Origin of the sequence: Streptomyces sp. NPDC051207 (assembly GCF_040682395.1) — a bacterium.
Classification (GTDB): domain Bacteria; phylum Actinomycetota; class Actinomycetes; order Streptomycetales; family Streptomycetaceae; genus Streptomyces.
This window is the reverse complement of the sequence record NZ_JBFBAX010000014.1, coordinates 16,024-40,903: the sequence shown is the minus strand read 5'-3', so window position 1 is coordinate 40,903 and position 24,880 is coordinate 16,024. Positions and strand designations below refer to the sequence as shown.

The 24,880-nt window shown below is 70.6% G+C and carries 24 protein-coding genes; 6 read left to right on the top strand and 18 right to left on the bottom strand.

Annotated elements, in window-relative coordinates:
- Positions 1-28: 28 nt before the first annotated feature.
- From AB0M97_RS16260 to AB0M97_RS16245, 4 genes are read right to left on the bottom strand one after another with little or no spacing between them, the layout of a single operon-like run.
- The gene (locus tag AB0M97_RS16260) at positions 29-1,435 is read right to left on the bottom strand and encodes an MATE family efflux transporter (protein WP_365961512.1); all 1,407 of its coding nucleotides are present in this window, start codon (positions 1,433-1,435) and stop codon (positions 29-31) included.
- 28 nt (positions 1,436-1,463) lie between these two features.
- Positions 1,464-1,724, bottom strand: coding sequence for a hypothetical protein (locus AB0M97_RS16255; RefSeq protein WP_365961511.1), 261 nt, complete (start codon positions 1,722-1,724; stop codon positions 1,464-1,466).
- Between the two features lie 35 nt (positions 1,725-1,759).
- The gene (locus tag AB0M97_RS16250; RefSeq protein WP_365961510.1) at positions 1,760-2,845 is read right to left on the bottom strand and encodes an aminoacyl--tRNA ligase-related protein; all 1,086 of its coding nucleotides are present in this window, start codon (positions 2,843-2,845) and stop codon (positions 1,760-1,762) included.
- An 11-nt stretch (positions 2,846-2,856) separates the two neighbouring features.
- Entirely contained in the window at positions 2,857-3,627 is a 771-nt protein-coding gene (locus AB0M97_RS16245) for a 2OG-Fe dioxygenase family protein (RefSeq protein ID WP_365961509.1), read from the bottom strand.
- A 358-nt stretch (positions 3,628-3,985) separates the two neighbouring features.
- Between AB0M97_RS16245 and AB0M97_RS16240 the strand changes: the two genes are divergently transcribed.
- The 4 genes from AB0M97_RS16240 to AB0M97_RS16225 are packed head-to-tail and all read left to right on the top strand — an operon-like array spanning position 3,986 to position 7,138.
- Positions 3,986-4,231 (top strand): acyl carrier protein, encoded by a 246-nt coding sequence (locus AB0M97_RS16240; RefSeq protein ID WP_365961508.1) that lies wholly within the window; start codon positions 3,986-3,988, stop codon positions 4,229-4,231.
- Positions 4,232-4,278: 47 nt separating this feature from the next.
- Complete coding sequence (locus AB0M97_RS16235; protein WP_365961507.1) at positions 4,279-5,145, top strand: hypothetical protein; 867 nt, start codon at positions 4,279-4,281, stop codon at positions 5,143-5,145.
- Positions 5,142-6,335, top strand: a complete 1,194-nt coding sequence (locus AB0M97_RS16230) for a beta-ketoacyl synthase N-terminal-like domain-containing protein (protein ID WP_365961506.1) — start codon at positions 5,142-5,144, stop codon at positions 6,333-6,335. The genes AB0M97_RS16235 and AB0M97_RS16230 overlap by 4 nt, the downstream gene beginning before the upstream one ends.
- Complete coding sequence (locus AB0M97_RS16225) at positions 6,332-7,138, top strand: enoyl-CoA hydratase/isomerase family protein (RefSeq protein ID WP_365961505.1); 807 nt, start codon at positions 6,332-6,334, stop codon at positions 7,136-7,138. Before AB0M97_RS16230 ends, AB0M97_RS16225 begins: the two co-directional genes overlap by 4 nt.
- A 528-nt stretch (positions 7,139-7,666) precedes the next feature.
- On the opposite strand, the gene AB0M97_RS16220 is transcribed toward AB0M97_RS16225, so the two are convergent.
- From AB0M97_RS16220 to AB0M97_RS16185, 8 genes are all read right to left on the bottom strand, one after another.
- On the bottom strand, positions 7,667-8,236 hold the full coding sequence (locus AB0M97_RS16220) for a hypothetical protein (RefSeq protein ID WP_365961504.1): 570 nt from the start codon (positions 8,234-8,236) through the stop codon (positions 7,667-7,669).
- A 798-nt stretch (positions 8,237-9,034) separates the two neighbouring features.
- Positions 9,035-10,129: a glutamate--cysteine ligase gene (locus tag AB0M97_RS16215; RefSeq protein WP_365961503.1), complete on the bottom strand. Its 1,095-nt coding sequence runs from the start codon at positions 10,127-10,129 to the stop codon at positions 9,035-9,037.
- A gap of 343 nt (positions 10,130-10,472) precedes the next feature.
- Entirely contained in the window at positions 10,473-11,063 is a 591-nt protein-coding gene (locus tag AB0M97_RS16210; RefSeq protein WP_365961502.1) for a hemerythrin domain-containing protein, read from the bottom strand.
- Between the two features lie 11 nt (positions 11,064-11,074).
- Positions 11,075-12,274: a hypothetical protein gene (locus tag AB0M97_RS16205; protein ID WP_365961501.1), complete on the bottom strand. Its 1,200-nt coding sequence runs from the start codon at positions 12,272-12,274 to the stop codon at positions 11,075-11,077.
- A 498-nt stretch (positions 12,275-12,772) separates the two neighbouring features.
- Positions 12,773-13,180 carry a DUF4190 domain-containing protein gene (locus tag AB0M97_RS16200; protein WP_365961500.1) on the bottom strand — a complete coding sequence of 136 codons (408 nt, stop codon included), beginning with the start codon at positions 13,178-13,180 and terminating at the stop codon, positions 12,773-12,775.
- A 420-nt stretch (positions 13,181-13,600) separates the two neighbouring features.
- Complete coding sequence (locus AB0M97_RS16195) at positions 13,601-14,164, bottom strand: TetR/AcrR family transcriptional regulator (RefSeq protein ID WP_365961499.1); 564 nt, start codon at positions 14,162-14,164, stop codon at positions 13,601-13,603.
- A gap of 451 nt (positions 14,165-14,615) precedes the next feature.
- Positions 14,616-15,551 carry an AraC family transcriptional regulator gene (locus AB0M97_RS16190; RefSeq protein WP_365961498.1) on the bottom strand — a complete coding sequence of 312 codons (936 nt, stop codon included), beginning with the start codon at positions 15,549-15,551 and terminating at the stop codon, positions 14,616-14,618.
- A gap of 135 nt (positions 15,552-15,686) precedes the next feature.
- Positions 15,687-15,959 (bottom strand): nitroreductase/quinone reductase family protein, encoded by a 273-nt coding sequence (locus tag AB0M97_RS16185; RefSeq protein ID WP_365961497.1) that lies wholly within the window; start codon positions 15,957-15,959, stop codon positions 15,687-15,689.
- A gap of 242 nt (positions 15,960-16,201) precedes the next feature.
- On the opposite strand from AB0M97_RS16185, the gene AB0M97_RS16180 reads away from it, so the two are divergent.
- Both AB0M97_RS16180 and AB0M97_RS16175 read left to right on the top strand, forming a co-directional pair.
- A complete protein-coding gene (locus AB0M97_RS16180; protein WP_365961496.1) occupies positions 16,202-17,122 on the top strand; it encodes an MBL fold metallo-hydrolase in 921 nt (306 codons plus the stop codon).
- Positions 17,123-17,572: 450 nt separating this feature from the next.
- Positions 17,573-18,136 carry a hypothetical protein gene (locus AB0M97_RS16175; protein WP_365961495.1) on the top strand — a complete coding sequence of 188 codons (564 nt, stop codon included), beginning with the start codon at positions 17,573-17,575 and terminating at the stop codon, positions 18,134-18,136.
- Here the strand turns inward: AB0M97_RS16175 and AB0M97_RS16170 are convergent.
- The 6 genes from AB0M97_RS16170 to AB0M97_RS16145 all read right to left on the bottom strand — a co-directional run bounded on the left by AB0M97_RS16170 (position 18,128) and on the right by AB0M97_RS16145 (position 24,121).
- The gene (locus AB0M97_RS16170; protein WP_365961494.1) at positions 18,128-18,535 is read right to left on the bottom strand and encodes a hypothetical protein; all 408 of its coding nucleotides are present in this window, start codon (positions 18,533-18,535) and stop codon (positions 18,128-18,130) included. The genes AB0M97_RS16175 and AB0M97_RS16170 overlap by 9 nt on opposite strands.
- A gap of 334 nt (positions 18,536-18,869) precedes the next feature.
- A complete protein-coding gene (locus AB0M97_RS16165) occupies positions 18,870-19,169 on the bottom strand; it encodes a hypothetical protein (RefSeq protein WP_365961493.1) in 300 nt (99 codons plus the stop codon).
- Positions 19,170-19,216: 47 nt separating this feature from the next.
- The gene (locus AB0M97_RS16160; RefSeq protein ID WP_365961492.1) at positions 19,217-20,575 is read right to left on the bottom strand and encodes a carotenoid oxygenase family protein; all 1,359 of its coding nucleotides are present in this window, start codon (positions 20,573-20,575) and stop codon (positions 19,217-19,219) included.
- A gap of 79 nt (positions 20,576-20,654) precedes the next feature.
- A complete protein-coding gene (locus tag AB0M97_RS16155; RefSeq protein ID WP_365961491.1) occupies positions 20,655-22,121 on the bottom strand; it encodes an MFS transporter in 1,467 nt (488 codons plus the stop codon).
- Between the two features lie 157 nt (positions 22,122-22,278).
- Complete coding sequence (locus tag AB0M97_RS16150) at positions 22,279-22,893, bottom strand: ABC transporter permease (RefSeq protein WP_365961490.1); 615 nt, start codon at positions 22,891-22,893, stop codon at positions 22,279-22,281.
- A gap of 178 nt (positions 22,894-23,071) precedes the next feature.
- Positions 23,072-24,121, bottom strand: coding sequence for a medium chain dehydrogenase/reductase family protein (locus AB0M97_RS16145; protein ID WP_365961489.1), 1,050 nt, complete (start codon positions 24,119-24,121; stop codon positions 23,072-23,074).
- Between the last annotated feature and the right edge of the window lie 759 nt (positions 24,122-24,880).

Below are 24,880 nucleotides of genomic sequence, written 5' to 3'. Positions count from 1 at the left end.
AAGGCCACACTCTCTGTCTGATGGACGGTCAGGCGGTCTGCCGGACCGGATCGGTGGCGTGGAGCCTGTTCTCCTTGCCGGCGACGGCACGCCGGATGCGCCACAGGCAGACCGCCGCCATGGCCGCCTCGAAGGCGGAGAAGATCACCCACATGATCGGCAGCATGTCGGCGTCATCGCGGTTGAACAGCACGAACACGGTGATCGTGGGCACGCACAGACCCCACATGAGGACGACCCGCGTGACGAACCCGAAGCGGGCGAGCCCGAGGCACTCCAGGACGCCGGAGCCGACCATGGAGAACATGAACGCGGCGGAGTACGTCCACAGCACCCGCGAGGTGTCCACGGCGTGACCGGTGACGGCGGAGCCGGCCCCGTCGAGACCGAACGGGCTGAGCAGCAGGGACGGGGTGGCGATCTGGAGGACGGCGACCACGGCCACGTACGCACCGGAGATCGTCAGCGTGACCCGCATGATGTGCGGGATGTCGTGGTGCCGTCCGGCGCCGACGGCCTTGCCGCACAGGATGTTGCAGCCCATGCCGAGGCCGATCAGGGGAATGACTGCCGCGTAGTTCAGGGCCAGTGCGACGTTGTTCGCGGCCAGCGCCACCGACCCGAGGACGGCCGCCAGCCACACGAACGCCGTCTGCCCCAGTTCCTCCAGGCTGAGGGAGCCGCCCGCCGGGGCGCCGCGCCGCAGTCGCAGCCAGAGCGTCCGGGTGACCCGCTTGCTTCCCTGGCGCAGCAGCCGGCCGAAGCCCGCCGCGTAGCCGCGGGGCAGGCACACGACGTATCCGAGGCACATGACGGAGACGGCGCTGAGCGTGCCGAGGGCGGAGCCGCGCATGCCCAGCTCCGGCAGCCCGAAGCGGCCGAAGACCAGGCCGATCGTCATCACGACGCCGACCGCCTGCCCGATGATGCCGACGGTCATCGGGACCCGGGTGCGTCCCATGCCGTTGAAGTACGACGACAGCGCCATGTTGAGGGTCATGACGGAGCCGAAGAGGGTGGACAGGCCCAGGAACTCTGCCTCGAGCTCCTGAATGTGGGCGGGCTGGCCGCTCAGCTGCGGCACCCGGATCAGCAGCGGGGTGGCGATCAGCAGCAGCGCGGAGAGCAGCAGGCCGAGGACGAATCCGTTGGCGCCCTCGTCCATCGCGCCGCGCTCGTCACCGCGGCCGTTGGCCTGCGCCACGTAGGAGCGGGTGATGCCGACCGCCCCCGTGGTCACCATGATCACTGTGGTCGCGGTGAAGACGGCGGGCCCGGACGCCTGGAGGGTGTCCTCCGAGTAGCGGGCGAGGCAGATCCGGTCGACGAGCATCAGGATCAGGTTGCCGACCATGCCGAACATCAGTGGCACCGAGATGCGCACGACCTCGCGCATCGCCCTGAGGTCGAGCAGCCGCACGGGGGTGGTCCTCATCGCCTGCCACCGCCGCCGGGCGCACCGGTCACGGGGTCACTCCGGACTCCACGAGCAGCTCGTGGACGCTCTTGAGCAGCGCCTCGCGGTCCGACAGGTCGAAGGGCAGCACATCGCCGACGTCCAGCATGGCGTCGAGCCGCTCCTCCAGGCCGACCAGGAAGCGCATCTGGTCGAGCGAGCTGATGATGATCTGTGACGGTTCGGCGTCGGCCGGGACGTCCCGCGCCTGGGCGAGCTGTTCCAGCAGGTCGTCGACGACCTTCTTCAGGTCTTCCATGGAACTCATTCCCTTGATGGGTCGGGTCCGGTGTGCCGGCCGGGTCAGGCCGGGGTACCGAGCAGACCGTACGACAGCAGGGCATAGGTGAGCCGGTCCAGGCCGATCCCCGCGCAACAGGTGCCCTCGGTCCCCAACTCGCGCAGCCCGAAGGCGTCGGCGAAGACCTCGCCGTGCGCGTTGACGCTGGCCACGGACAGTTCGCCGGTGCCGAGCGGGACCCGTACCTCGAACTTGCTCTTGTTGAGCAGCTGGGCCTCGCGGGTCATGGTCGGCGCGTCACCGAAGAACGCGTCCGAGGCGCTGACGATGCGGTGCGGCACGCCGAGTTCGGCGAAGAACTCCGTGAACGCCTTGAGCATGCGCTCGAAGTCGTCCGCGACCTCCTCGGCGCCGCCCATCCGGACCAGTTCGAACATCCGGAACTCACCCAGCCGGGTCGGGCTGTGGTTGTGCGACTCGTGCCGGAAGACCGGCCCCTCGATGGCGAACAGCCCGGTGCCGTAGCGGTCTTTCAGCTCGGCCGCATTGGCGTAGACGTGGTAGCAGGTGACCGGGGTGAGGACGGTCCCGGCCGGCCGGTAGAAGGAGTCCAGCGCCTCGCTCTGGCCGGGCCGGAGCTGGGCGACGGTGACGCCGTCCCAGTAGTCGTCGCGGATCCGGGCGACCGCGTTCACCAGGTTCGGGAACTTCTGGTAGTAACCGGCCCTGACCAGCACCTCGCGGGCGAGCTGTGCCGGCCCGGTCAGCAGCGGCGCGCCGAACGGCTCGGCGAGCCGCTCCCGGCACAGCCGGCGCACCCGGTCCATCGCCGCCGCCCATTCCGGGCCCTGCAGATAGGCGCCCCGGACCGCGGCGATCCGGTGATCGTCCGGCACCGCGCAGGACAGTCCGGGACGCCCGGAGTGCTCGGCGACGACCGTGACCGGCACCTCGCGGTGACCGCGCAGGAAGTGGCGGACCATCTCGCCGAGTTCCGCTTCGGTCGGACCGTCCGCCACGACGACCTCGACACCCTTGTCCAGCAGTTCCACCGTGACGTCCCGATAGTGGAACGCAAGGGCCTTGCGCAGTTCGTCGGCGGCCTCGGCGCCCACCGGGCGCTCGTGGCGGTAACGCATGCCGTTCATGTGCCGCCCTCTCAGATGCGGTGGCGCATGGGCACCCAGTCGGCCAGCAGAATGGCCCGCTCGCCGGGCCGGTCGGCGCTGCCCTGGCGGATGGGACCGACGTAGTGGCTGACGAGGTGGTCCGTGATGGCGTACGCCTCCAGGGGGCGTTCCATCTGGAAGTCGGCGAGGCGGTCCGCGGGCGGGACGTCCTCCGGCTGCTTGCCCCGGTACTCGGGGGTGGCGATGAGGTTGGCGCCGCCCTCGGCGTTGTCCCGGTAGATCAGGTGGGCGAAGACGTACGGCTCGCCGTCCTGGTGCAGCTCGTTCGGGGAGGAGACGGCCTCTTGCCCCTCCTGATCGATGTGCAGCTTGATCAGGTGGACTCCGACGTACAGCGGCCAGACGGCGTCGTCCTCGCTCCAGCGGGTCTGGGAGTAGTCGAACTGGATGATGTCCAGCAGGAGCTTGTTGTTGCAGACCTCGTCACTGATGGCCGGCAGGTTCCGGGTGACGTTCACGTATTCCGGATTGTTGTCGCCCTGATAGTAGCCGTTCATGCCCTCACGGGCCTGGCTTTCCGTGGCCGGCATCCAGAAGAACTCCTTGGACCACGGCAGGAAGACGCCGCGGGCGTAACGCCGGTACCGGCCCGAGCCGACCGCGTACGGGTCCTCCGGGAGATCGTCGTAAGCGGCTCTGAGCGCCTTGTATGCGGCGTCCGTCTCGTCGATTCCGAATTCGGCGCCGAGATTCCAGCGGTCCCATCCCTGGCGCGAGAGAGTGGAATGGTTTCCAGACATGGAGAAATGCCCCCCGTTTCGAAAATTCACCAACGAGCAATGGAATCTAGTCCGGAGCCATGCGCGATTTCAACGTGACATGAATCACGAAACTATCCTTCGATGGAGCTATTTGGCCGAAAATCGCTGCGCCACCCTAGGGAAGTCCAGGCGTTTTTCCGTTACGCGGTCCGGTCGGCTTGGCTGAATCTTCACCACTGGGTGTGCTTTTCGGCCACGTGCGACGCATCTGTTTTCAGCCGTGTATTCGGCCCTCTTCGCGATGGGTGCAGTGTTCACTGGTCCTTCATTGACAAGCCGCTCGGCGCGTGGTTAGTGTCCGTATCCGTCAAGCGTCTCTATTAAAAAATGAGGAAAAATGTCGGACACCTTCATCGACGATCGCATTTCCGAGGTGCTGAAGCGGATCGCGGAACTTCCGGAAGCCTTTGAAATAACGGCTGATCAGGATCTGAAAACCTTGAACATCGATTCCCTCAAGCTGATCGACGTCGTCGTCCAGGTGGAGGCGGCCCTGGACATCGAACTCGGCGACGAATTCTCCCGCGACATCGTCACGGTGGGGGACCTCCAGCGGCACGTGAGCGAGCGGGTCGGCGGCTGACGTCCGCACGTCCTCGCCCACCCAACCAATCGCCATGGAGAGTTGTGTTGTTTGAGTTCTCCCTGGGCCCGGTCACCTTGTGCGCACCCGGCCCGACCAACGGCACGGACGACAGCCAGGGTCTGCCGCCCGACTGGCACGAGGTGATCGGCACCGCCGGCGACCAGTTCCGCGACGCTTTCACCCGGACCTGTCTGTATCTCGTCCTGGGCGCGGCCGACGCCTCCGGAGCGCGCGCGGACGGCGGCACCCGGACCGACGACACCGTGGTGATCGGCACGGAGTACGGCAACACCGCCGCACTGGCCCGGCTCCAGCGCTACGCCGCTGAAAAGGGAAAGCTGCTGTCCGCCCAGTACTTCCCCAACGCCACGTCGAGTTCGGCGTCGGCGTTCGTCAACCTCCGCGTCGGCGCGACCGGGCGCAGCATGACGATCAACGCGGGCGTGCTCACCCCGGTCGTCGTCCTGTGGCAGGCGCTCTCGGCCCTGGACCGCGAACGCTCCGCCGTCAGCCGTCTCCTCGTCGGCGACGTCTACGCGCGCGAGGCCGTCGCCGACGCCCAGCTCGACACGCCCGACGTCCCCTGCCGGGACGGCGTGGCCCACGCGTACCTGCACAAGGGCACCGACCTCACCGCGGAGTTCGACTTCGGCGCCGCCGAGGTTCCGCACCCGCGCCTGATGCGCACCGTGTGCAAGGCCGTCGCCCAGGGCACCGACACCGGCGACGCCGCGCCCGTCGCCTTCGCGGAGCGCAACAGCGCCTTCGCCACCCGCGCCTTCCTGGACCTCGTCCACACCCTGCGACCCACCGAGCGGGCCGTCCTTGAATGCCACGCCCCGGACGGCCGCCACGCCACCGTGACGGTGACCCGGCACCACACGAACAGCACGGCCAGGAGGTCCCCGTGAACCAGGGAGCAGCAAGGGTCTTCATCACCGGGCTCGGCATCATCTCACCGGCCGGCGCGGGCGCGGCACCTTTCTGGGACGACCTGTGTGCGGGCCGCAGCCGCTTCGTGGAACTGCCCCCGCTGTACGCCGGCATGAAACCCGGCATCCTCGGAGGCCGGGTGCCGCAGGAGGCCCGAAAGATCGCCCTCGCCCAGGTGGACCCGGTCACCCGGGAACGCCCGCGCGACGCGTCCGTCTTCGCGGAGTTCGCCGCGCTGGAGGCGCTGCGCGACGCCGGGCTGACCCCCGGGGACCAGGCGCTGCGCGACGCCGTCGTCTGCGTCGGCAGCAGCGACGGTCAGGCCGACGCGCTGGAGGACGTGGTCGCCGGGCGCCGGAGCGTGGCCGAGACCGGCGGTTTCTCCACCTACTCCATCGCCCAGGGCGTGGCCCGCACCGTCGGTGCCACCGGCCCGGTCTACCTGTTGCAGAGCACCTGCGCCTCCGCGAACGTGGCGCTGTCCTGCGCATGGGAGATGCTGCGCGCGGGCGTCGCCGACACGGCGGTCGTCGGGGGCTGCGACCCCTACTCGGAGAAGAACATCATCGGGTTCAACACCCTGCAGGCCATCGGCCCCACGCCCTGCAAGCCCTTCACCAGGAGCCGGCGCTACGTCACGCCGTCGGAAGGCGCGGGCATGTTCGTCCTCCAGACCGAGCGCGCCCTGCGCCCGGACGCCACCCCCTACGCCGAGGTGCTGGCCACCGCCGTCAGCAACGATGCGAGCCACCCCACCGCGCCCGACCGCGAGGGTGTCGCCGCCTGCCACCGCAGGTCGTTGGAAGAGGCCGGCCTGAAGGCCGACGACATCGACGTGATCTTCGCGCACGGCACCGGCAGCCGGGCCAACGACACCATTGAGGGCGGCATCTTCGCGGAGCAGTACCCGCGGGCCGCCGTCACCGCGATCAAGAGCACCATCGGGCATCTGATGGGCGCGGCCGGAGCGGCCGGCGCCGTGGCGGCCTGCCTGACGCTGCGGCACCGCCTGGTCCCGCCGACCGCGGTCGACCCCGACGACGTGGAGCTGGACCTCAACCTGGTCACCGGCGCCCCGCTGGCCGTGCCGGACCTGCGGCACGTCCAGAACAACGCCTTCGGCTTCGGGGGCAACAACGCGATCAGCATCTTCCGGAGCGTGTCATGACGCTCCCCTCGTCCCTCACGGGCGAGAACGCGGTCCTGCGGCTGACCTTCGACGGCCCGCTCGCCGTCCTCACGATGCACAGCCCGCCGATGAACCTGTTCGACGAGGCGATGTGGGGCGCGTGGGCGGACGCGGTTGCCTGGCTGACCGCCCACCCTCCGCGTGCCCTGCTCGTGCGCGCGGAGGGCCGCGTCGTCAGCGCCGGTGTCGACGTGCGCGTCTTCGCCGCCCTCGACCCGAGGGACGCCGAGGCTTTCTGGCGAGCCCAGTTGGGCATGGCACAGGCACTGGAGGCGCTGCCCTGCCCCACCGTGTTCGCCGCGCACTCGCTGACCCTCACCGCCGCCTTCGAACTGGCCCTGGCCTGCGACCTCCTGGTCGCCACGCCGCAGGCCCGGTTCGGCCTGGTCGAGCGGAAGATCGCGTTCACGCCCGCGATGGGCGGCACTCAGCGCCTGACGCAACGCGCCGGCCCGGCCCGGGCCCGCGAACTGGTCATGACCGGCGACCTGTACCGAGGGTCCGTGCTGGCCGACTGGGGCGTGGTCAACGTCCTCTTCCCCCCGGACCGCTTCGACACCGACGCGCACGCCTATGCGATGCGTTTCGCCACCGGGCCCACCCGGGCCCACGAGGCCACCAAGGACGTCGTCCGCCGGTACGTCGACGGCGGCATCTCCGCAGCCGATTCCGCCCTCCCCGCGCTCGCCGCGGCGGTGGCCGCCACCACCGACCACCGCCGTGCCGTCACCGCGTTCCTGACGGACGGCCCCGAACACGCGACGGACTACCAAGGGCGCTGATCAGTCGCCCACCAGTCATGTCGCTGAAGGCGTCCGCCCGAGTGCGGAGCGCCGGCCCCCGGAAACCGTCCGCCGGTGGCGCAGAACGAGCAGCGGGCCGTCTTGCGCCCTGCTCGGGGACCTCGACCGCCGGCACTGGAACGAGATCGGCGAGCCCACGTCTGTGGTCGTCAGCCGATGGCGAGGGCGCGGTGCGCGGTCCGGCGGGCGCGGTCGACGTCCGAGGCTGCTCCATCGTCCTCGGCGTTGCTGAGCCGCGGGCCGTGCAACGGGGACCGTCCGCCCGGCCCACGGCGTCTGCCGCTCCTGGTGGTGAGCCGGGTCGGAGTCCGGCGCGCAGCATGCGCACGGCCCAGGAGGGCCTGCTCGCCACTGGGCGGGCGGCCACCGGGCAGCGGCTGCACCGGGACGTGACCGCCAGGGCGCGGGCCCGCAGGAGGCGCGCGAGGGGGAGCAGGCCGGTGCCCGGCAGGCGGCGGTGAAGGCCCCGCGCCGAGACCGAGGCCGCGCAGGCTGCTGCCGTCGTCGTCAGGCCGGCAAATGGATCGCGGAGCGGGCCCGCTCCCACATGCCGGGGAGCTGTTCGCTCGGGCGCTGCTGTTCGCCGTGCAGGGCATTGAGCACCACCAGGCATCCGGTCAGAGCCGGCACCGCCCACTGTGCGGCGGCCAGCTGCCGCCGCGCCTTGTCGAGGTCGACCGGGTGCTTGTCCGCCTTCTCGGTGTCTGCGGGATCGGCGGAGGAGGCCAGCTCGACCTTCTTGCCCAGCACGCGGGCGTAGGCGGTGGCGGCCAGAGCTGCTGCGGTGACGACGGTCTTGGCCGTGGTGGAGGCGGCCACGCCCTGCTGGGTGGCGACACGGTGGGCGTTCGCGGCGAGCAGCCCGCCGCCGCCGAACAGGTGCGCGCCGATCGCCGCGGCGTTGACCGGAGCCCACTTCGCCCAGCCAGACGACGAGATCCGGTCTCGGGTCACCTCCGTTCCAGCTTCGTCCTGAGCCGCCCCGTTGAGGCCGATCGCCCCCATCAGCGAGCCACCGAACCAGGCGGCAAGGCCAAGATCATGCAGGCTGCGGACGGCGGTGTTGCGTTCAGACATACGATGCTCCTTCGAGGTGGGAGGAAGAGGGTTGGCTACCTGGACGGCGACCCCACACCACCCCACCCTCACGGGACTGCCAATGCCGCGCCATCACAGCAGGCCAGACGGGTGCATACCCCAGGAGCCCGGTGACCCCGCCCGCCACCTCCCAGCCGGCGAGAGCGGCGGGAACGCGGGAGGGGAGGTGCGCGGTGCAAGACGTCGGGACCGACGGCATCGCGGCGATGCGCGAGCAGGGCGACCTGGCAGTTCAGGCGGTCGCTGTGCCTCATGGGGGAGCGGGCCGGGCACATCCCGCGCTCAGGATCACCGCCAGACCGCGCAAGATCCCGACGTCGCGCCCGAGCGAGCCGTGCCGGCGTCCGAGCATCCGGAAAACTCGGCCCTGGCCGCCGCTTGCACGGCATCACGCGGACAGGCTGCGCCCGCCGCACTGCTGGGAGTGCTGCGGTCGATCATCGCCCCCCAGGCCGGACTGCGCGGACCGACCACCTGCGCCACGTTCACCGTCGTCCGCCTCACCAACGACCAGATCCGCCGCCGACGCCCTCGCCGCCCGCGGCGGACGGCCCCGGACAGCGCCACGCGGCCGTCCGCCCCGGCCGCCCGGATCACCGGCCACGCAGGAGAAGCCCGGCCCCGTCGCCCAGCACCTGGTACGGGCGCGGGGACGTTCCCCATACGGCCGGTGAGCGATGGTTGTGGCGCACGGGACGTCAGCGGCTCACCGGTCCGGCAGCCGACTGGCTGGCCGTGCACCGAGGGGAACGGGCGTGGTTTCGTGGTGGCGGCCGGTCAGGGCATGGTGCTCTTGCCGGTGACCAGGTCGATGACTGCGGGCAGGCCGCCTTCGGCGAGGGCGGCGCGCTGCCGGTCCGCGCCGGTGCCGCCCTGGAGGAGCCGGTGGACCAGGGCCGTCACCTGCCGGCTGTCGCCGGACGCGTCGAGCGCGGGAGCGACGTGGCGCAGCAGCTCGTACAGCATCTCGCCGGCCCGGCGCTGCCGGCCGCCCGGATCGACCAGGGTGCTGCTCAGCCCGTGGCGGGCCGCGTGCCACATGCTCGCCTGCAGCAGTTCCTGGTCGCAGTCGAGCGCGGGGGCGCCGGCGGCGACCTCGGCCAGCGCCGTCTCCACGAGGGCCCGGACCAGGCCCGTGAGCATCACCGCGTCGTCCGCGCGCAGCTGCACGTCCGGGCACCGCACCTCGACGGTGGGGTATCGCGCCGAAAGCCGGGCCTGCCAGTACAGCTGACCGGCGTCCGAGATCAGACCGCTGTCCAGCAGTTGCCGCACGCGCCGGTCGTGATCGGCGATGCCGGCGAAGCGCGGGGGCATGCCGCTGACCGGCCAGCGGCTGAAGATCACGGTGCGCCAGCTGGCGAAGCCGGTGTCGTGGCCGTCCCACAACGGGGAGTTCGCGGACAGGGCGGTGAGGGTCGGCAGCCACACCCGGATCCGGTTGAGGATCTGCACGCCGGTCTCCCGGCTGGACACACCTACGTGCACGTGCATGCCGTTGACCAGCTGCTCCGCCACCAACTGGGGCGCCTGAGCGAGCATGGCCCGGTACCGGGCCTGGTCGGTGACGGCCACGGGGTGACGGTGGCGCAGTGGGGGAGTGGCGCAGGCAGCGATCCGGCAGCCGTGCGCCTCGGCGGCCGCTCCGACGGCGTGCCGCAGCCGGAGCAGGTGTCCACCGACCTCCTCCAGCGTGCCGCACACCGGGGTGGCCACCTCGACCTGCGCCTGGAGCAGCTCGCACTGCACTTCCTGGTCGGCCACCAGGCGCCCCAGGCCGGCCGCGGCACGCACCTTGTCCGCCATGGGTACCGGCAGGCCCGTGACCGGGTCGAGCAGCAGGTACTCCTCTTCGACACCGATCGTCGTCATCGATGGCCTTCTGTTCCGCCCGGCTGTGGCACCGGACTGGCTCCCGATGCGCCTGGCCGGTGCATCGCACGGCGAAGACTCGGGGGAAGGGTCACTCGCGGTGCCCGAGTGCCGCGCCCGCTTCGGGGTAAACCACCACCCGCCGCCGACGGACTCGGCGAGGCTCTGCCGACGCGGTACCGCGCCGGCATCGCCTCGCCGAGCACCGCAACATGAGCGGATCTTCCCGGATGCCCTGTGCGTCGATCGCTCGGTGGTGGCCCAGAGACTCACTTCCGACGCCGGACCCTCGTACCCCCTTGGCGATCTTGAGGTCGGCCCGACTCGGCGGCTCCCCGGTATGTCAGCTCTTTCCCATGGCCTTGCGGACGGCGTCCTTCGTGCGGTCCATGAGCGCGGCCACCGGACCGAGGGCCATGTTGGCGGCGGCCGACTGGACACCGGGGTGGGGCCGGGTGGGGGCCATCGCCTCGGCGGCTTTGACGGCCTTGGCCATGGCGGCGAGGTTGGTGACGTCGGTGCTGCGGCGGATGTGCGAGAACTCGTAGCGCTCCTCCGCCCGCGCGTGCTCCTGCACCTCGGTGCGCAGCTGCATCAGCCGGGGCATGAACTTGGGGTCGTCGGTGTCCATGTCGTCCAGGGCCGCCAGCGTCTCCTTCGCCGACTTCTCCTCCGCCAGGCGATCCCTGACGATCGGCTCGCCACCCTCGACCGACCTGCGGACGAAGGGGTGGACGACCTCTTCTTCGGCGGTCTCGTGCACGGCCAGCAGGCGTACGAGGCGACGGAAGGCGTCCCGGCGCTCCTCACCCTGGCTCTGCTCGACCTCGTCGAAGAGGTTACGGATGTCGCCGTGCTGACGCATCAGCAGAGACACTACGTCGATGTCGGTTGCCTGGTCGTCGCCGGCCTGGGGCGTTTCGAGTTCGGACATGTGCGGCTGCCTCACTTCTCGCGCTGGGCGGGGTCGGGGTGCTCGCCCTCGGTCTGGACGCGGTACTCGCGGCCGAACATCTCGTCGTGCTCGGTCATCACCCGGTCGCTCGGCGGGGCCTCGCCACCGTGGATCTGCTCCTGCATCTTCTCGAACCGCTCGTGCGCCTCGCGGACGTATCCAGCGCCGAGGGTCGTGAGGTCCATCTGGGTGTCCAGCAGTTCGCGCACGTACTGCTTGTTCGGCTCGAAGGTGAGCACGTTCGGCAGCTCCGGCGCCAGAACCTCCTGCGGCTCGCGTCCGTCGTGGCGGCGCATCAGGTCACAGGCGATGTGCAGGTGCTCCAGCTCCATGTTCAGGTGCAGCTCCCAGACCGCCTTCACCCTGGGGTCGCTCTCCTGCTCCATGAAGGAGTAGTACAGGTAGCACTCGTTGTACTCGTGGTTGACCAGCTGCTCCCACCACGTCTCGCCCGGGTCCACGAGGGACTCGTAGTGGGTGACGTGCTCCTCCTCGATGAGCCCGATCTCCTGGTAGAGCTGGCGGGCGATCGGCTCCATGTAGGTGGGGCCGGTGTTCATGTAGAAGTTCATCGTCTGCTGTTCCGCCGACATGATCGTCAGCGCGTGCAGCTTCGACAGGGGGTTCGTGGCGTCCTTGTCGTACGGGTCGCGGACGTTGTCGACGGGATCGCGGTGGTGGAACCGGGTGGGCCGGCCCGGCATGACCTCGGTGAGGTTGTCGACGATCGCCTCCGCCTTGCGGTGCTCGATCATCTCGTAGAGGTTGGCGTACCGGTACAGGTGGTCGAAGTCCTCCAGCACACCGAACTGGTACGCCTGCTTCAGGTACGGGTCCGGCTCCATGCGCGCCACCCACGCCGTGAGGTCCACGGCGACCTGCTCGTAGGCGATCGTCGTCTCCAGCACCGACGAGACGCCCGGCAGGAGCCAGTTCACGACCTTCTGCTGCTGCGCCTCGATGTAGCGGGTCCGCGCCAGCTGCCGCTTCACCTCCGGGTCGACCGTGTTGCGGGCGAGCTGGTGGCTGAAGAGGATCGCCTCCACCTCGATGCCGTTCATGGCGATGATCCGGCACCGCGTGTAGGGGTCGCAGCGGTCGGGGTCGATGGGCTGCACGTTCAGCTCCCGCCAGCTGCGCAGCTGGCGGTCCAGCGGGATGCCCCGCTGCTCGAGGGGGTTGAAGGTCATGGGGGGTGCCTCCTGAGGCAGGGGGACTCGTGGGCCGGCGGGTACCCCGCCGCGGACGACGATCACAGGTCCACCTGCGAGTCTCGCCGTCACCGCCGGATTCCAGCCACCGCTCGCGCTCAGGGGGCGTGCGATTCCCCCTATCGGGTCAGCCGGTATGACAGTGTCGGCGCGCACTGTGGCAGGACCGGAGCGTGCGCACGGGGCGGCCCTCAGCGCCGGGCGGTTGCCGGACGGGAGGCCGCCCCACCGCCTGCCACGGATCAAGCTCGATACCGCCCTGCTCAACCCCGGCGATGGCTGGCGCTCGACCGCCGCAGTGGGATGAGGGATGGGCCGTGCCGGTCGTGGAGGACGCCGGTGCCGGCGTAGTGCCGTACCGCGGCCGACACGGTGACCAAGGGGAGAGCTGGCCGGCGCCCGGCTCGCGCCGGGCGCCGGCATGGGCCGTCACGCGGAAGGCGTTTCGGAGACGGCCCGACAGGGCTTCACCGCACGTCAGTTGCGGTTCGCGTCCTTCTCGAAGTCCTTGGCGCACTGCTCGCGCTCGGTCGCGGTGTCCGCGTGCTGGATGCAGTCGGAGTAGCTCTTGAACTCGTCGGAGTTGAACACCGCGACGCCCGCCGCCAGGAGGATCGACGAACCGATGATGGCGAGCGCGCCCGCCACGGCGCCGATCAGGGCCATCGCCCCATTGGTGGCCAGCCCGCGCTTCTTGCGGCGGTATCCGAGGATCCCGAATACCACGGCGAGCAGCCCCAGCACGATTCCGCCGAACACGGTCCAGAACAAGGCGACACCGACCAGTCCCAGCACCAGAGCCGCGATCCCGAATCCGTTGCGACGCTCGACCGTCGTGCCCGGTCCCGTCCCGCCTGTCGCGTAATGTCCTTGCGCCGATACCATTTTCTCCAACCTCCCTTTGCCGTTCGGTGACCGGCTGCCCCTCAGGAGCGCCGGTATGTCCGTCACTGACGAACTCGTTCCGCCTCCGCGTTGCGCCGCCTCGATCGGGCACTGCGCCCGCCGACGGTTTCCGTCTTGCGGGTCAACCGGACGTGCGGGGCATCGAGTTGCGCATCGGCAGGCGACTGCACCGACCTCACGACCACTCTCCGCCACACGTCGACGAAGCCTGTGCTCGGCGCGGCATGCTCTCAAGCCCCGGGCGGGGCCCCGAGCGTCTTCGAGGCGCGCCGCGAGCAAGAGCGCGGCGGAGGACACCGCCGCGTATCCGGCCGGGAAAAGATGTGGTTGACCACTCATCATCAGTGGTCAAAAGGGCGACTGCCCGTCCGTGGGCCCAGGCAGCCGCCGTTCCGCAGGTCAGTAGTGCGCGATGCCGGAGGCCAGGGTCCGGGTCCAGGGGGCGTCGACGCCGTCGACGTCGATGGAGACCAGGAGGTGACAGAGCATGCCCGTGGCGAAGAACTGCTGTACCTGTTCGTCACTGCCGCCGGACGCGCCGCGGACGTACTCGACCGTGCGGGCGTACCCCGCGCGCACCGCCTCCCGGACCGCGGGCTCGGATACGGCGGCCGCCTGGGCGTGCAACTGCACCAGCAGCAGGTCGTTGTCGCTGATCAGCCGTGCATAGGCGTCGCCCATCGAGTGCAGCACCGCCTCGGCCGAGCTGCCCCGGGCCTTCGCGGCGCCTTCCTCGAGGGCGGCGCGCACCTGGACGAAACACTGCTCGACCACCGCGGTGAACAGCGCCTCCTTGTTCGGGAAGAGACGGTAGACGTACGCCTGTGAGATGCCGGCCGCCTTGGCCACCTCGGTGGTCGTGGTCCCGAAGTAGCCTCGGGCCGCGAACGCCCCGATCGCGGTACGCAGGACGGTGTGCCTGCGTTCTTCGGCGGTGGACAGTCGGCGTCTTTCCTCACTCATGTGAGTACTCAACCACTCACTGACCGGTGCGTCAAGCGGCCAGGGCAGGAGCCGAGTGCGCCACCCTGTCGCCTCCGGACGGCCCGCGCCAGCGGCTGCCGCGGGCCGCCGTCGGTGCGCTCTCGCGCCGCGCGACGGCTCGAACCGCCGCGGCCCAGAACTCGTCGCCCCTCGATGACGCTTCTCGCACACATACGGCGCCCCTCACATTCCGGCCAACCCAACACATCCCACAAGCACCGCACCGCGAGCGGGAGAACCGGCCCTCATGCACCTGCTCACTGCTCCGGCTCCTCACACACGCAGGTCCGCCCCCACCGACAGGTGTCCGCACCCCGGCCGACCGCCACCACCCCGGACGGCCCCCGCCCTGTTGGAGTCCCGTAACGCCTGCCCGGTCCCGGACCCGCGCCGCAGCCCCCGTCCGGGACGGGCACGGCGCACGGGTGGGTCAACCGGCCACGGCGGGGGCCTTCATCGCCTGCTGCTCTTCACGCCAGCGTTTGCGGTAGCCGCCTGCCGCCTGACCGAATTCGCGCTTGAACGCGTTGGCGAAGGCGAACTGGGACGAATAGCCGACGCGCGTGGCGATGGACGCGAGAGGAGCGTCGGTCTCCCGCAACATCCGGGCGGCGGTGGCCAGTCGCCACCACGTCAGGTAGGCCAGGGGCGGCTGCCCGACGATCGCACTGAAGCGGCGGGCGAAGGCGGCGCGCGACAGGCCGACCCGCGCGCCAAGCTCCTGCACGGTCCAGGCCTTGGCCGGATCCTGATGCATGCTGTGCAGTACGGCGGCGATCGCGGGGTCCTCCAGCGCGGCCGGCCAGCCACGCCGCCTGGGCCCGGCGGCCCCGTCCGCGGTGTACGCGCGGATGATGTAGATGAGCAGGAGATCGAGCAGCGACGTCAGCGCCGCGCTGCTGCCCGGCGAGGGCTCCCTGAGGTCGCTCCCGAGAAGGTCGATGGCGGCGCGCAGGGAGGGGCGGCTTCCCCCCGAGGCGGGCAGGTGCACGACATCGGGCATCTCGGTCAGGAGCGGGTGCGTCCGCTCCTGGTCGAGACGGTAGGCGCCGCACAGCAGGTCCACCGGGCCGTCCTCCGCCACCGCCTGCGTCTCCGTCCCGCCGGGCAGCGCCTTGGCGGGCAGGGCGGGAACGGAGGTCAAGTAGTGCTTCGACCCGCGAGGCAGGAGGACGACGTCTCCGGCGGTGAGGGCCACGGGCGCGCCGTCGACCGGAACCAGCCAGCAGCTGCCGCGCAGGACGACATGGAAGCCCGCGCCGGGAAAAGGCCCGTGGCACTCGCTCCAGGTTCCCGACTTCAGAGCCCGAGCAGTGATCGGCCGACCGGTGCGCATCATCGTGATCACGTCACTCAGGACATCCATGGCCGGAACTGTAACTGACGTGATGGGCACGCACGAGTATGGATTACAGGGAAAGTCCGACTCAGAGTCTTGCTTCTCCGATCGACTGATCGCCAACCCGCTGATGCGGCGCACGGGCGTGGGACGGGCGGCCGGTCACCCAGGCTGCCCGTGGGGTTCCAGGACGACGACGGGGGTCACCCGGCCCGCGCGATGGCGGCAGGTCTCGAAGTGCCGGAACGCCGCGGCGGCCAGGGGCCAGAGCCGATCACGCTCCTGCGGACCGGCCACCCGGGTGCGTACGACGTGCCGCCGCGCGCCTCTCTGTACGACGGTGACCGGGTGTGCCAGGAGATTGCGGAGCCACGCGGGATGCCGGGGTGTCGCTCTTCGAGGCCACGATGACGACGTCGTCGCCGTCCATGACATGGATCAGCGGCGTGATCCTGAGGATTCCGCAGCGGGTCACCCCGTGCGCGGTGGTGCCGTCGGGCGGTGGTGCGGTCGAGCGAGCGGTGGGACAGGGGTCGGTGCCGCCGTCGCGGACCGGTCCCTCACAGAGACTCCCGCGTATAGATCGGCGCTCATGACGCATAGGAACGGCCTTGCGGCGGCCCTAGCTTGGCAGCAGGCGAGGCAGAACCCACCGCGTGATTCCTCTGGAGGCCACCATGCAAAGCAGCGTCACACTGGGCGACGTGAGTGTCACCCGAGTCGTCGAGTGGGAGGGTGACATCGCTCCCGCGCTGGACATCGTGCCCGGCAGTACACCGCAGTTGTGGGAGGAGAACCGGTCCTGGCTGGCCCCGGACTTCTGGGACCCGGAGTCGGGGCTCTACCGGGCGCACATGCAGACCTGGGTGGTCCGCAGCGGGGGCAGGACGATCCTCGTCGACACCGGCGCGGGCAACGACAAGGAGCGGCCGTACCTGCCCGTCTTCAGCCGGCTGAGCACCGGATTCCTCGACGACCTGGCGCGGGCCGGCGTGCGGCCCGAGGACGTGGACTACGTCATCAACACGCACGTCCACGCCGACCACGTTGGCTGGAACACCGTCCTGGCCGGCCGGGAGTGGGTGCCGACGTTCCCCAACGCCAAGTACCTGATCAACAAGACGGACTTCGAGTTCTGGAATCCCGTCAACGGCACGGACCGCAAGGCCGTCGCTTTCGGTCTGCCCGCCCATCTCGGCAATCAGAACATGTTCGAGGACAGCGTGGCCCCGGTGCACCAAGCCGGCCAGGCGGTGCTCTGGGAGGACAGTTACGTCATCGACGAGAACCTCCGCCTCGACCTCCAGGCCGGGCACACCCCCGGCTCCGCGGTGCTCACGCTGGAGTCCGGGACCGACCGTGCCGTGTTCGTCGGCGACATGATGCACAGTCCCGTGCAGATCCTCGATCCCGACCTGCACACCTGCTTCGACGAGGACCCCGGGCAGGCGAGTGCGACGCGCCGACGGGTGCTGGAATGGGCGGCCGACAACAACGCGCTGGTCCTCCCGGCCCACTTTCCCGGCACCGGCGCCGCCGAGGTCGAGCGGAACGGGAGCCACTTCTCCATCAAGGAGTGGGCCCCCTTCGGCCGCTGATCCACCTGTCGGTCGGACAGCGGAGAGCGGACGGTGCTGCCGGCCGTCCGCCGAGCGGGCCGTGCTGGGGTGAGCTAGTCGTCGGTGCGCGACTCCAGGCCGGTGAGGAGGTCCCCCTCGGTGGAGCGGGCGGTCAACATCAGGATGGCCAGGTTCTCGCGTTCCCCGCACGGCCTGATCTACGGGCCGGGGGGTTCCCCCTTGATCCCTGCAGCGGGCGCGCTGGGCACGGACGCTGGTGAACGCGGCCGACCGGACCGGCGCCGATCAAGGGCTCAGGCCCGGCTCCGGCCTGCGGCATCACCCGTCCGGGCCCGGCGGCGTGGCCGGTGCCCAGAACCTGGTGGAGACAGAGGGTGAACCGTTCGGACCGGCCGTTCGTAGGGCCGGGTGGAGGGCAGAAGGGAAAATATGGACGACGCACGCCTTCAACGGCACACACGTTTCCACGTGAAGCAGGAGATCGCCTTCATGGTCAACCGTTACGTGGTGACCGAGGCCGGGCCGGACGGATCCGACGGGGAGGTGGTCGCCTTCGCCCAGCAAAAGCGCATGGCGCTCAAGGAACAGGTGACCTTCTACACCGACGAGACGAAGAAGCAGGTCCTGTTCGGCTTCAGGGCCCGGAACGTGCTGGACCTGAAGTCCGGTTACGACGTGACGGACGCAGCGGGCGGGACGATCGGCTTCTTCCAGAAGAAGTTCGCCGCTTCCCTGGTGCGCTCGACCTGGCTGATGCGGCAGGGGGACGGGATGGAGTTGACCGGCAGGGAACGCAGCCAGGCGGTGGCCGTACTGCGGCGGGCGTGGGACGTGCTCCCCCTCGTCGACGCACTGCCGTTCGCGTGGCCGTACCACTTCGACTTCACCGCCGACGGCGACAGTCCGGTGATGTCCGTCGACAAGAAGTTCGGGCTGCGCGACCGCTACGTCGTCCACATCGCCTCTCCCGACCTCGACCGCCGACTCGCCATCGCGCAGGCCGTAGCCCTGGACGCGCTCCAGTCACGCTGACCCTGATCCCGCGCCGAGGGCCTGCGACGGGGCGTCGCCGGCCCCGACGGCGTCCGGGGCGAGGACACCGCGGGCGGCCAGAGCCGGTTGCAGGGCCCGCAGCGCATCGTAGGCCCGAGCCTCGACCGTGCCGGCCGGGATGCCGAGGAACTCGGACGGCGAGGCCACGCTGCGGCGGTCGCAGCACGGCTCCCGCACGATCTTGCGCTTCTGTGCGGTGAGGTCCCCAGCGCGGCCTGGACCAGGCACGCGGCTGGCAGCCGGTCCGCCCTGGCCGACGAGGAGGTCCGGGACGCCGAGGCCGACCGGACCGGCAGGGGCGTCCCGCGGACGGGAGGCGTCGGGGCGCGGCGCCGGCCGACGACGGTCGTCGGCCCGCGGACGGATCCCGGCAACCATGCCGGAAGAACCTCCGTGAGCGTGTCGGAATGCCGCACGGCAGGGCTGGCACGCCGGGGCGCCGTTCCGACCCGGTCCACGAGGCATTGGCGAGCCACGCGCGGCGGTCCGGCCGGTCCCGCCAACGCCCCGGAGCGGCGCTGCCAGCACGCTGATCGCGGCCTGACCACCGAGGACGACAAGGCGGCGCCCCGAACTCAAAAGATCGTCCGCGCTGCGAGACCGAGGCGATCAAGCAGTCCCAAGGCCCCGGACGAGCCGCACGGACAGGCGGAGGGCCCCGGCGAACTGAATCGCCGGGGCCCTCCGCATCAATCACGGTGCGCTGCGGCCGTCAGTCGCGCAGCACCAGCAGCAGCGCCGGGACGACGAGCAGCAGCAGCCAGGGCTCGACCAGGACGGCTACGCCCAGGCCACCGTAGACGGCCGCCTCAGTGGCGCGCTTGCGGGACTTCCTCTTCCTGGCCGGCGTGCTTCCCCGCGCGTCCAGCTCGTGCAGATCGGCCGCGAGCCCCTCGGACATGGGCCCGAGGGGATCGGGCTCGGTGAGGGAGACCAGCTCGGGATCGACGGCGGGACCGTGCGGTCGCTGCGCCTCCTGCGGCGCGCGCGACTCGTCGTACTGCTCGGACATGGGGTCCTCCAAGGGGTTGGTCGGGAACGAGCGGGGCGTTGCGGTGCTCAGCCGAGCTCGGAGTCGGCGATCCACGAGCCGTGGATCATCGCGGGCACCCGGCGGGGGAGGTGGATCGTGGCGACCGGGGGCACGGTGAGGTCGGAGGCGTCGAGGACGAGCAGCCTGGAGGCGTCGGTGTTGAGGTCGCTGACGACGGTCAGGAGGTATCCCTCGTCCTCGCCGGTGGTGCCCTCCGCCTGGACGAAGACCGCCTCGCTGGGCAGTTGGCCGGTGCCGAAGGGCAGGAGTTGGCGGGTGCCGGTGGTGCGGTCGTACTTCACCAGGGTGTGGTTGCCGATGCCGAGGTCGTCGGGGAAGGAGAGCGCGTACTGGTAGCGGTGTTCTCGGCCGGTGACGTTGTCGTTGATGGTGGGGAACTCGACCGTGAGGTCGTCGGTCTGCTGCTCCTTGACGGCCCCGACCACCAGGTCGACGGTCCAGCGGCGGCTGCGGGAGCCGGAGTTGGGTTCGGCGCCGCGGTCCGGTGCGCCGACCCACCAGTTCCAGGAACGCTGCCAGCCCTCGCGGCCCACCGTGGGGCCCTCGACGACGATGTGCCCGTGGGCGTCCTCGTAGGCGTTGGCGAAGTGCATGCCGTAGCCCTGGCCGATCTCGAACCAGCGGATCCGCCGGGCGCCGCCCGCTCCGCGCGGCATGACGCCGATCCGTGAGGCCTGTGCGTCGCTCCAGCCGTACGGGATGCCGGAGTGTTCGGCGGGGTCGAAGGTGACCGAGCCTTCGAGGAAGACCACGTAGTGCTCGGTGATGGCGAAGTCGTGTTTGAGTGCGGCGCTCGCGCCGGGTACTTCCTGGCTGTCCAGCACCTGGCCGTCGGCGGAGGCGACGTGGTGGATCAGGTACGGCGGGAAGGGGGAGGAGGCGAAGAAGTGCAGTTCGCCGGTGGCCGGGTCCTCCTTGGGGTGCGCGGTCATGGCGGAGGTGAGTCTGCCGCCGAAGTCGTAGGCCCCGACGGTCTCCAGATCGGCCGTCAGCTCGAAGGGCAGCGCCGCCTCCGACAGGGCCAGCAGCCGGCCACCGTGCTCGATGACGTGGGTGCCGGCGGTGCTGGCGGTGAGGTCGGGGCCGTGCTCGGTCATGTAGGGGGCGCCGTCCAGGGCGGGGGTGTGGACCCAGCGGTTGCGATACCACTCGGCGCGGCCGTCGCGCAGCCGGACGCCGTGCACCATGCCGCTGCCCTTGAACCAGTGGGTGGGGGTGATGCCGGGCTTGGGGTTGTGGCTGTTGCGGATCAGACGGCCGGACAGTTCGGGCGGCAGGGCGCCCTCGACGGTCAGGTCGGTCGCGGTGATCTCGTCGGCGACGGGGGCGTAGTGACCGGTCAAGTAGGGCTTGGCGACGCTCATGGGAAGGGCCTTTCGGAGTTGTTGCGGATGAGGTGTGCGGTGGGTGATCTGCGGGGTGCGCGAGGTGCGGGTGCGGTGGCTACCGCCGTCGGCGGGACGTGCCGCTGCGGCGGGCGAGGACGGGTACGAGGGCGGTGGCGACCAGCAGGATCAGGGCGGAGACCTCGAACGCGCTGCGGTAGCCGGCGGTCAGGGCCTGGAGGTGGGTGTGATGACCGGGGGAGGCCGCGGTGACGGAGGCGGCGAGGGTGCTCAGAGCCGCCAGTCCCACGGCGCCGCCGATCTGCCGGGTGGTGTTCACCAGGCCGCCCGCCAGCCCTGCGTCCACCGGCCGTACCCCGGTGACGGCGAGCGACGTCAGCTGGACGAAGGCGACGCTCAGGCCGAGACCGATGGCGATGCTGGGGCCCAGGACCGCCGACTCGTAACTGCTGTCGGTCGAGATGCGTGACAGCCACCCCATGCCGCCGGCCTCGACGAGCAGTGCCGCCGTCAGGGTGCGCACCGGGCCGAAACGACGGGCGAGGCCGGGGGCCAGCAACGAGCCCACCATGTTGGCAGCGGCCAGCGGAAGTTGGGCCAGGCCAGTGGCGAGCGGTCCGGTGCCGAGCACATGCTGCTGGTACAGCGGGAGGAAGAAGAACAGGGCGATCCACACGGACCCCAGCAATGCCATCAGGATGTTGCCGGTGGTGACCTGTCCCGCCGTGAACAGGCGCGGTGGCACCAGCGGATGCTTCTGGCGCCGTTCGATCGGCACGAACGCTGCCAGCAGGAGCGCGGCCAGGGCGAGGGGGACGAGGACCTGCGGACTGCTCCAGCCCTCGTCGCGGGCCAGGGTCAGTGCCCAGACGAGTGCGGTCAGGCCGAGCGTGACGGCGGCGGTGCCGAGGTGGTCGAACCGGCGCGCCGCCGTGCCGGGGCGCCGGAGCGCGGGCACCACGGCCGCGGTGCCCGCGAGGACCAGGGCCGCCCCGAGGGCACAGGCGTGGAAGATCCAGGACCAGCCCGCGACCTCGGCGAGTACACCGCCGAGCAGGACTCCTGCGGCGCCTCCGGCGCCCGTGACGATGCCCCACACCCCGAGGACCCGCCCTCGCCCGGGGCCGGACGGGAAGACACCCAGCACCAGGGCGAGTGCCGCCGGGGCGATGGCGGCGGCTCCGACACCCTGTGCGGCCCGGGCCGCGATCAGCACCTCCGAGGTCGTCGCCAGCCCGGCGGCGACGGACGCCCCGGTGAACAGGCCCAGTCCGCCGAGCAGGACGCGCCGACGCCCCAGCAGGTCGCTGAGGCTGCCGCCCGCCAGCAGCAGCGCTCCGAAGGCCAGGCCGTAGGCGTTGACCACCCATGTGGTGCCGGAGTCGGACAGTCCGACGCCGTCGCGGATCTGCGGCAGGGCGACGTTGACGATCGAGGTGCTCAGCAGGACGACGAACTGCGCCGACGCCAGGACGGCCAGAACGGCACCGGGCCGGACGGAAGGAGCGGAGGGCTGCTGGGTGATGGAGCCGGACGGGTGTGTGGCGCGGGCCTGAGTCTGCATCGTCGTTCCTCATAGTGTGATCAATCAATCACTTCGCCTCCGCGAACGGTGTCAAGCGGGGCAGGGTGACGCTGTGCGTCGTGGCGGGCAACCGGCCGGTGCCGGCGGTGGGGCCGGCTCGCGCGGGTCTCTCGCGCTGCCCCGGCCGATCCGCGTCTCAGGCCTGGCGCAGGGCGGCCTGGTAGCGGCGGGCCTCCCGCGAGGCGGCGACCAGGTAGGCGCCGCCTCCGGCCAGTGCCAGGGCCCAGTACAAATTCGCGCCGTCGAGGAACAGGGCGGCGGAGGAGGCCAGCGCGAGCCAGCTGCCGAGGGTGTACTGGAGTGCGTCACGGTAGACGGCGCCGGACGCGAGATAGAGAAGCCCGACGACGAGCCCTGAGGCGGTGGGCCACATGAGGGTGTGCACCTCGTGCTTGTCCAACGCCTCGCTCAGTGCGGTGATGATGAGGAACAACGCGCCGAATCCGATCACCCATGAGCCGGCCAGCAGGTTCCCGATCACCGCCTGCCGGCCCCGCACCCCGCGTTGCGCCTTGGCGGTGACGGCGCTGGTGACGGCGACCGCCCCGAGCAGGCCGACGGTCAGCAGCAGATTCGGTACCGCGGACGGCATGCCGACGAGCGGATCGTCGCCGTACGCGAGGGCGCTCGCACCGTGCCCGACGAGCCAAGCGAGGCCGAAACTCAGGTAGGAAGCCCGGTTGTTCAGGACCGGGTGGCGGGGGACCGGCAGAGTTCCGGACGCAGCGGGAACTTGCGTGGTGCTGGACATGGTGACCTCCAGGAGTGGGGCGAGGGGAGGGGAAAGGGGAGAAGTGGCGGGAAGCGCCGAAGCATGTGAGCTTCTGTTCGAACGCTCGACTGTGGTCACTCGTCTGCGGTGTCGCCGGCGGAACCATGCCGAGGAGGGATCTCTTCGGACCGCGCACCGGTCAGGTGAGCCGTGACCGCTACAGGGCCGAAGCGGCGTCCGGGGTGATCACGACCTTGCCGACGACGGTGCCGGACTCGGCATGCCGCAGTGCCGCGGCGGCCTCCCGCAGCGGGAAGACCCGGTCGATGCTCGCCTGGATCGTGCCGTCCCGCAGCAGGCCGAAGACCTGGGTGAGATCCTCGCGCAACTCGTCACGGAACTTCTGCCGGTGCCGTGCCTTGCCGGCCCAGAGGTTGAAGAAGTGGGCGTTGCGCCCGTTGGGCAGGGCGTTCCACAGCGCCAGCCGGGCGACGAGCCTGAGCACGGTGATCGTCCCGTTGCCCGACTGGTCACGGGTGGCGGCGCTGCCGTAGGAGACGAGGGTGCCGCCCGGGGCGAGCAAGCGCCAGGAGTCCTCGATGCCCTTGCCGCCGACATGGTCGAAGACCGCCGCGACCCCCTCAGGGGCCAGTTCGCGGACGCGGGCGGGCACGTCGTCGCGGTAGTCGACGGGGTGAGCGCCCAGCGCGGCGACGGCCTGCTGGTTGCGGGCCGAGGCCGTGCCGATGACGCGGATGCCGCCGGCACGGGCGAGCTGCGTCAGCACGCTGCCGACGCCCCCGTTGGCTCCGTGCACCACGACGGTGTCACCCGCGCGGGCCTTCGCCGTGCGGTGGAGCATGCGCCAGGCCGTCGCGCCGTTGGTCACCAGCGTCTCGGCCTCCGCCGCACTCACCGTGTCGGGGACCGGCACCAAGTCGGCCGTGTCGAGCAGGACGCGATCCGCCCAGCCGCCGGTCTTGGTGAGCGCGGCGACCCGCCGGCCGACCGCCAGGCCGCTGTCCCCGTTCGCCTCGGAGGGTCCCAGTTCCTCGATCACACCGACCAGGTCGTAGCCCGGGACGAAAGGAAAGGCCGGCATGTCGTAGTACTTGCCGCGCCGCATCTGCTGCTCGGCGAAGCTGACGCCGCTGGCCTCGACCCGGACCAGGGCCTGGCCCGGACCGGGTGCGGGAAGTTCCCGGACGCGGATTTCGAGGGTCTCCGGCTCTCCGACGGCGGGGAGGACGATTTCGGTGGCTTGCATGGCTGCTCCTTGTTGGCTGGGGCTGGGGCTGGGGAGGGGGTGTGGGGGTGAGGATCTGACTGGGTTGCCGGGTATCTTAGAGTGGTTCATCACTCACTTCCCACTTCGAAAAAGAGGGCGGCCGTTGCCGCCGCCGGATCCCGGGGTCGGCGGCAGACCGCGACGTCGGACGCCGGGGTGTGCGGCCGTTCCCTGCGCTCCGCAACGGTGGAGAGTCGACGCCTTGTGTCGGTCATGTGAGTAGTCAATCACTCATTCTCTAGGCTGTCAATGACGATTTTCCGGATCACCGTCGGCGGTGAGGACAAGGCGTGGAACTGGGGCCGGTGCGGCGAATCGATGTCCGTGACGTGCCGCTCCGGACCGGCGCCCGACGGCTGATGTCTGCGCTTTCGACCACCTGGTTGTCATGGTGAGCGGTGAAGGCGAGTTTCCGCCCTCTTGCAGGGTGCGCAGGGAAACCGCCGACGGCCACGTCGAGGTGGGCGTCACCTCGGCCGTCACGGGCGGGATTCACGGGCGGGATCTACACGCCTGCCGAGTACGAACCCCCCTACGCCCCCCTGGAGCGGTTCTGCGACGGCGGCGCGCCGGTCGATGAGTTGTTCGGGCGGCGTCGTGACCGTGCTGTCGGCAGCACCCCGTCGCGTCAGGAGGGTGAGGCTCTGCTGCGAAGTGGACCGGCGATCTGCCCCAGGACGAAGGAGGTCCGCTCGGCCACCGTCCGGCCCTGGACGGTGCCGTCGGCGCCGAGGGCGA

Excerpts from the sequence above, each read along its gene's own strand:
- AB0M97_RS16195 (WP_365961499.1), bottom strand. The coding sequence starts at position 14,164 with ATGAGTGAGGAAAGACGCCGACTGTCCACCGCCGAAGAACGCAGGCAC.
- AB0M97_RS16205 (WP_365961501.1), bottom strand. The coding sequence starts at position 12,274 with ATGACCTTCAACCCCCTCGAGCAGCGGGGCATCCCGCTGGACCGCCAG.
- AB0M97_RS16185 (WP_365961497.1), bottom strand. The coding sequence starts at position 15,959 with ATGTCATGGACGGCGACGACGTCGTCATCGTGGCCTCGAAGAGCGACA.
- AB0M97_RS16160 (WP_365961492.1), bottom strand. The coding sequence starts at position 20,575 with ATGAGCGTCGCCAAGCCCTACTTGACCGGTCACTACGCCCCCGTCGCC.
- AB0M97_RS16215 (WP_365961503.1), bottom strand. The coding sequence starts at position 10,129 with ATGACGACGATCGGTGTCGAAGAGGAGTACCTGCTGCTCGACCCGGTC.
- AB0M97_RS16245 (WP_365961509.1), bottom strand. The coding sequence starts at position 3,627 with ATGTCTGGAAACCATTCCACTCTCTCGCGCCAGGGATGGGACCGCTGG.
- AB0M97_RS16150 (WP_365961490.1), bottom strand. The coding sequence starts at position 22,893 with ATGTCCAGCACCACGCAAGTTCCCGCTGCGTCCGGAACTCTGCCGGTC.
- AB0M97_RS16165 (WP_365961493.1), bottom strand. The coding sequence starts at position 19,169 with ATGTCCGAGCAGTACGACGAGTCGCGCGCGCCGCAGGAGGCGCAGCGA.
- AB0M97_RS16190 (WP_365961498.1), bottom strand. The coding sequence starts at position 15,551 with ATGGATGTCCTGAGTGACGTGATCACGATGATGCGCACCGGTCGGCCG.
- AB0M97_RS16170 (WP_365961494.1), bottom strand. The coding sequence starts at position 18,535 with ATGGTTGCCGGGATCCGTCCGCGGGCCGACGACCGTCGTCGGCCGGCG.
- AB0M97_RS16210 (WP_365961502.1), bottom strand. The coding sequence starts at position 11,063 with ATGTCCGAACTCGAAACGCCCCAGGCCGGCGACGACCAGGCAACCGAC.
- AB0M97_RS16255 (WP_365961511.1), bottom strand. The coding sequence starts at position 1,724 with ATGAGTTCCATGGAAGACCTGAAGAAGGTCGTCGACGACCTGCTGGAA.
- AB0M97_RS16200 (WP_365961500.1), bottom strand. The coding sequence starts at position 13,180 with ATGGTATCGGCGCAAGGACATTACGCGACAGGCGGGACGGGACCGGGC.
- AB0M97_RS16180 (WP_365961496.1), top strand. The coding sequence starts at position 16,202 with ATGCAAAGCAGCGTCACACTGGGCGACGTGAGTGTCACCCGAGTCGTC.
- AB0M97_RS16225 (WP_365961505.1), top strand. The coding sequence starts at position 6,332 with ATGACGCTCCCCTCGTCCCTCACGGGCGAGAACGCGGTCCTGCGGCTG.
- AB0M97_RS16250 (WP_365961510.1), bottom strand. The coding sequence starts at position 2,845 with ATGAACGGCATGCGTTACCGCCACGAGCGCCCGGTGGGCGCCGAGGCC.
- AB0M97_RS16260 (WP_365961512.1), bottom strand. The coding sequence starts at position 1,435 with ATGAGGACCACCCCCGTGCGGCTGCTCGACCTCAGGGCGATGCGCGAG.
- AB0M97_RS16220 (WP_365961504.1), bottom strand. The coding sequence starts at position 8,236 with ATGTCTGAACGCAACACCGCCGTCCGCAGCCTGCATGATCTTGGCCTT.
- AB0M97_RS16240 (WP_365961508.1), top strand. The coding sequence starts at position 3,986 with ATGTCGGACACCTTCATCGACGATCGCATTTCCGAGGTGCTGAAGCGG.
- AB0M97_RS16155 (WP_365961491.1), bottom strand. The coding sequence starts at position 22,121 with ATGCAGACTCAGGCCCGCGCCACACACCCGTCCGGCTCCATCACCCAG.
- AB0M97_RS16145 (WP_365961489.1), bottom strand. The coding sequence starts at position 24,121 with ATGCAAGCCACCGAAATCGTCCTCCCCGCCGTCGGAGAGCCGGAGACC.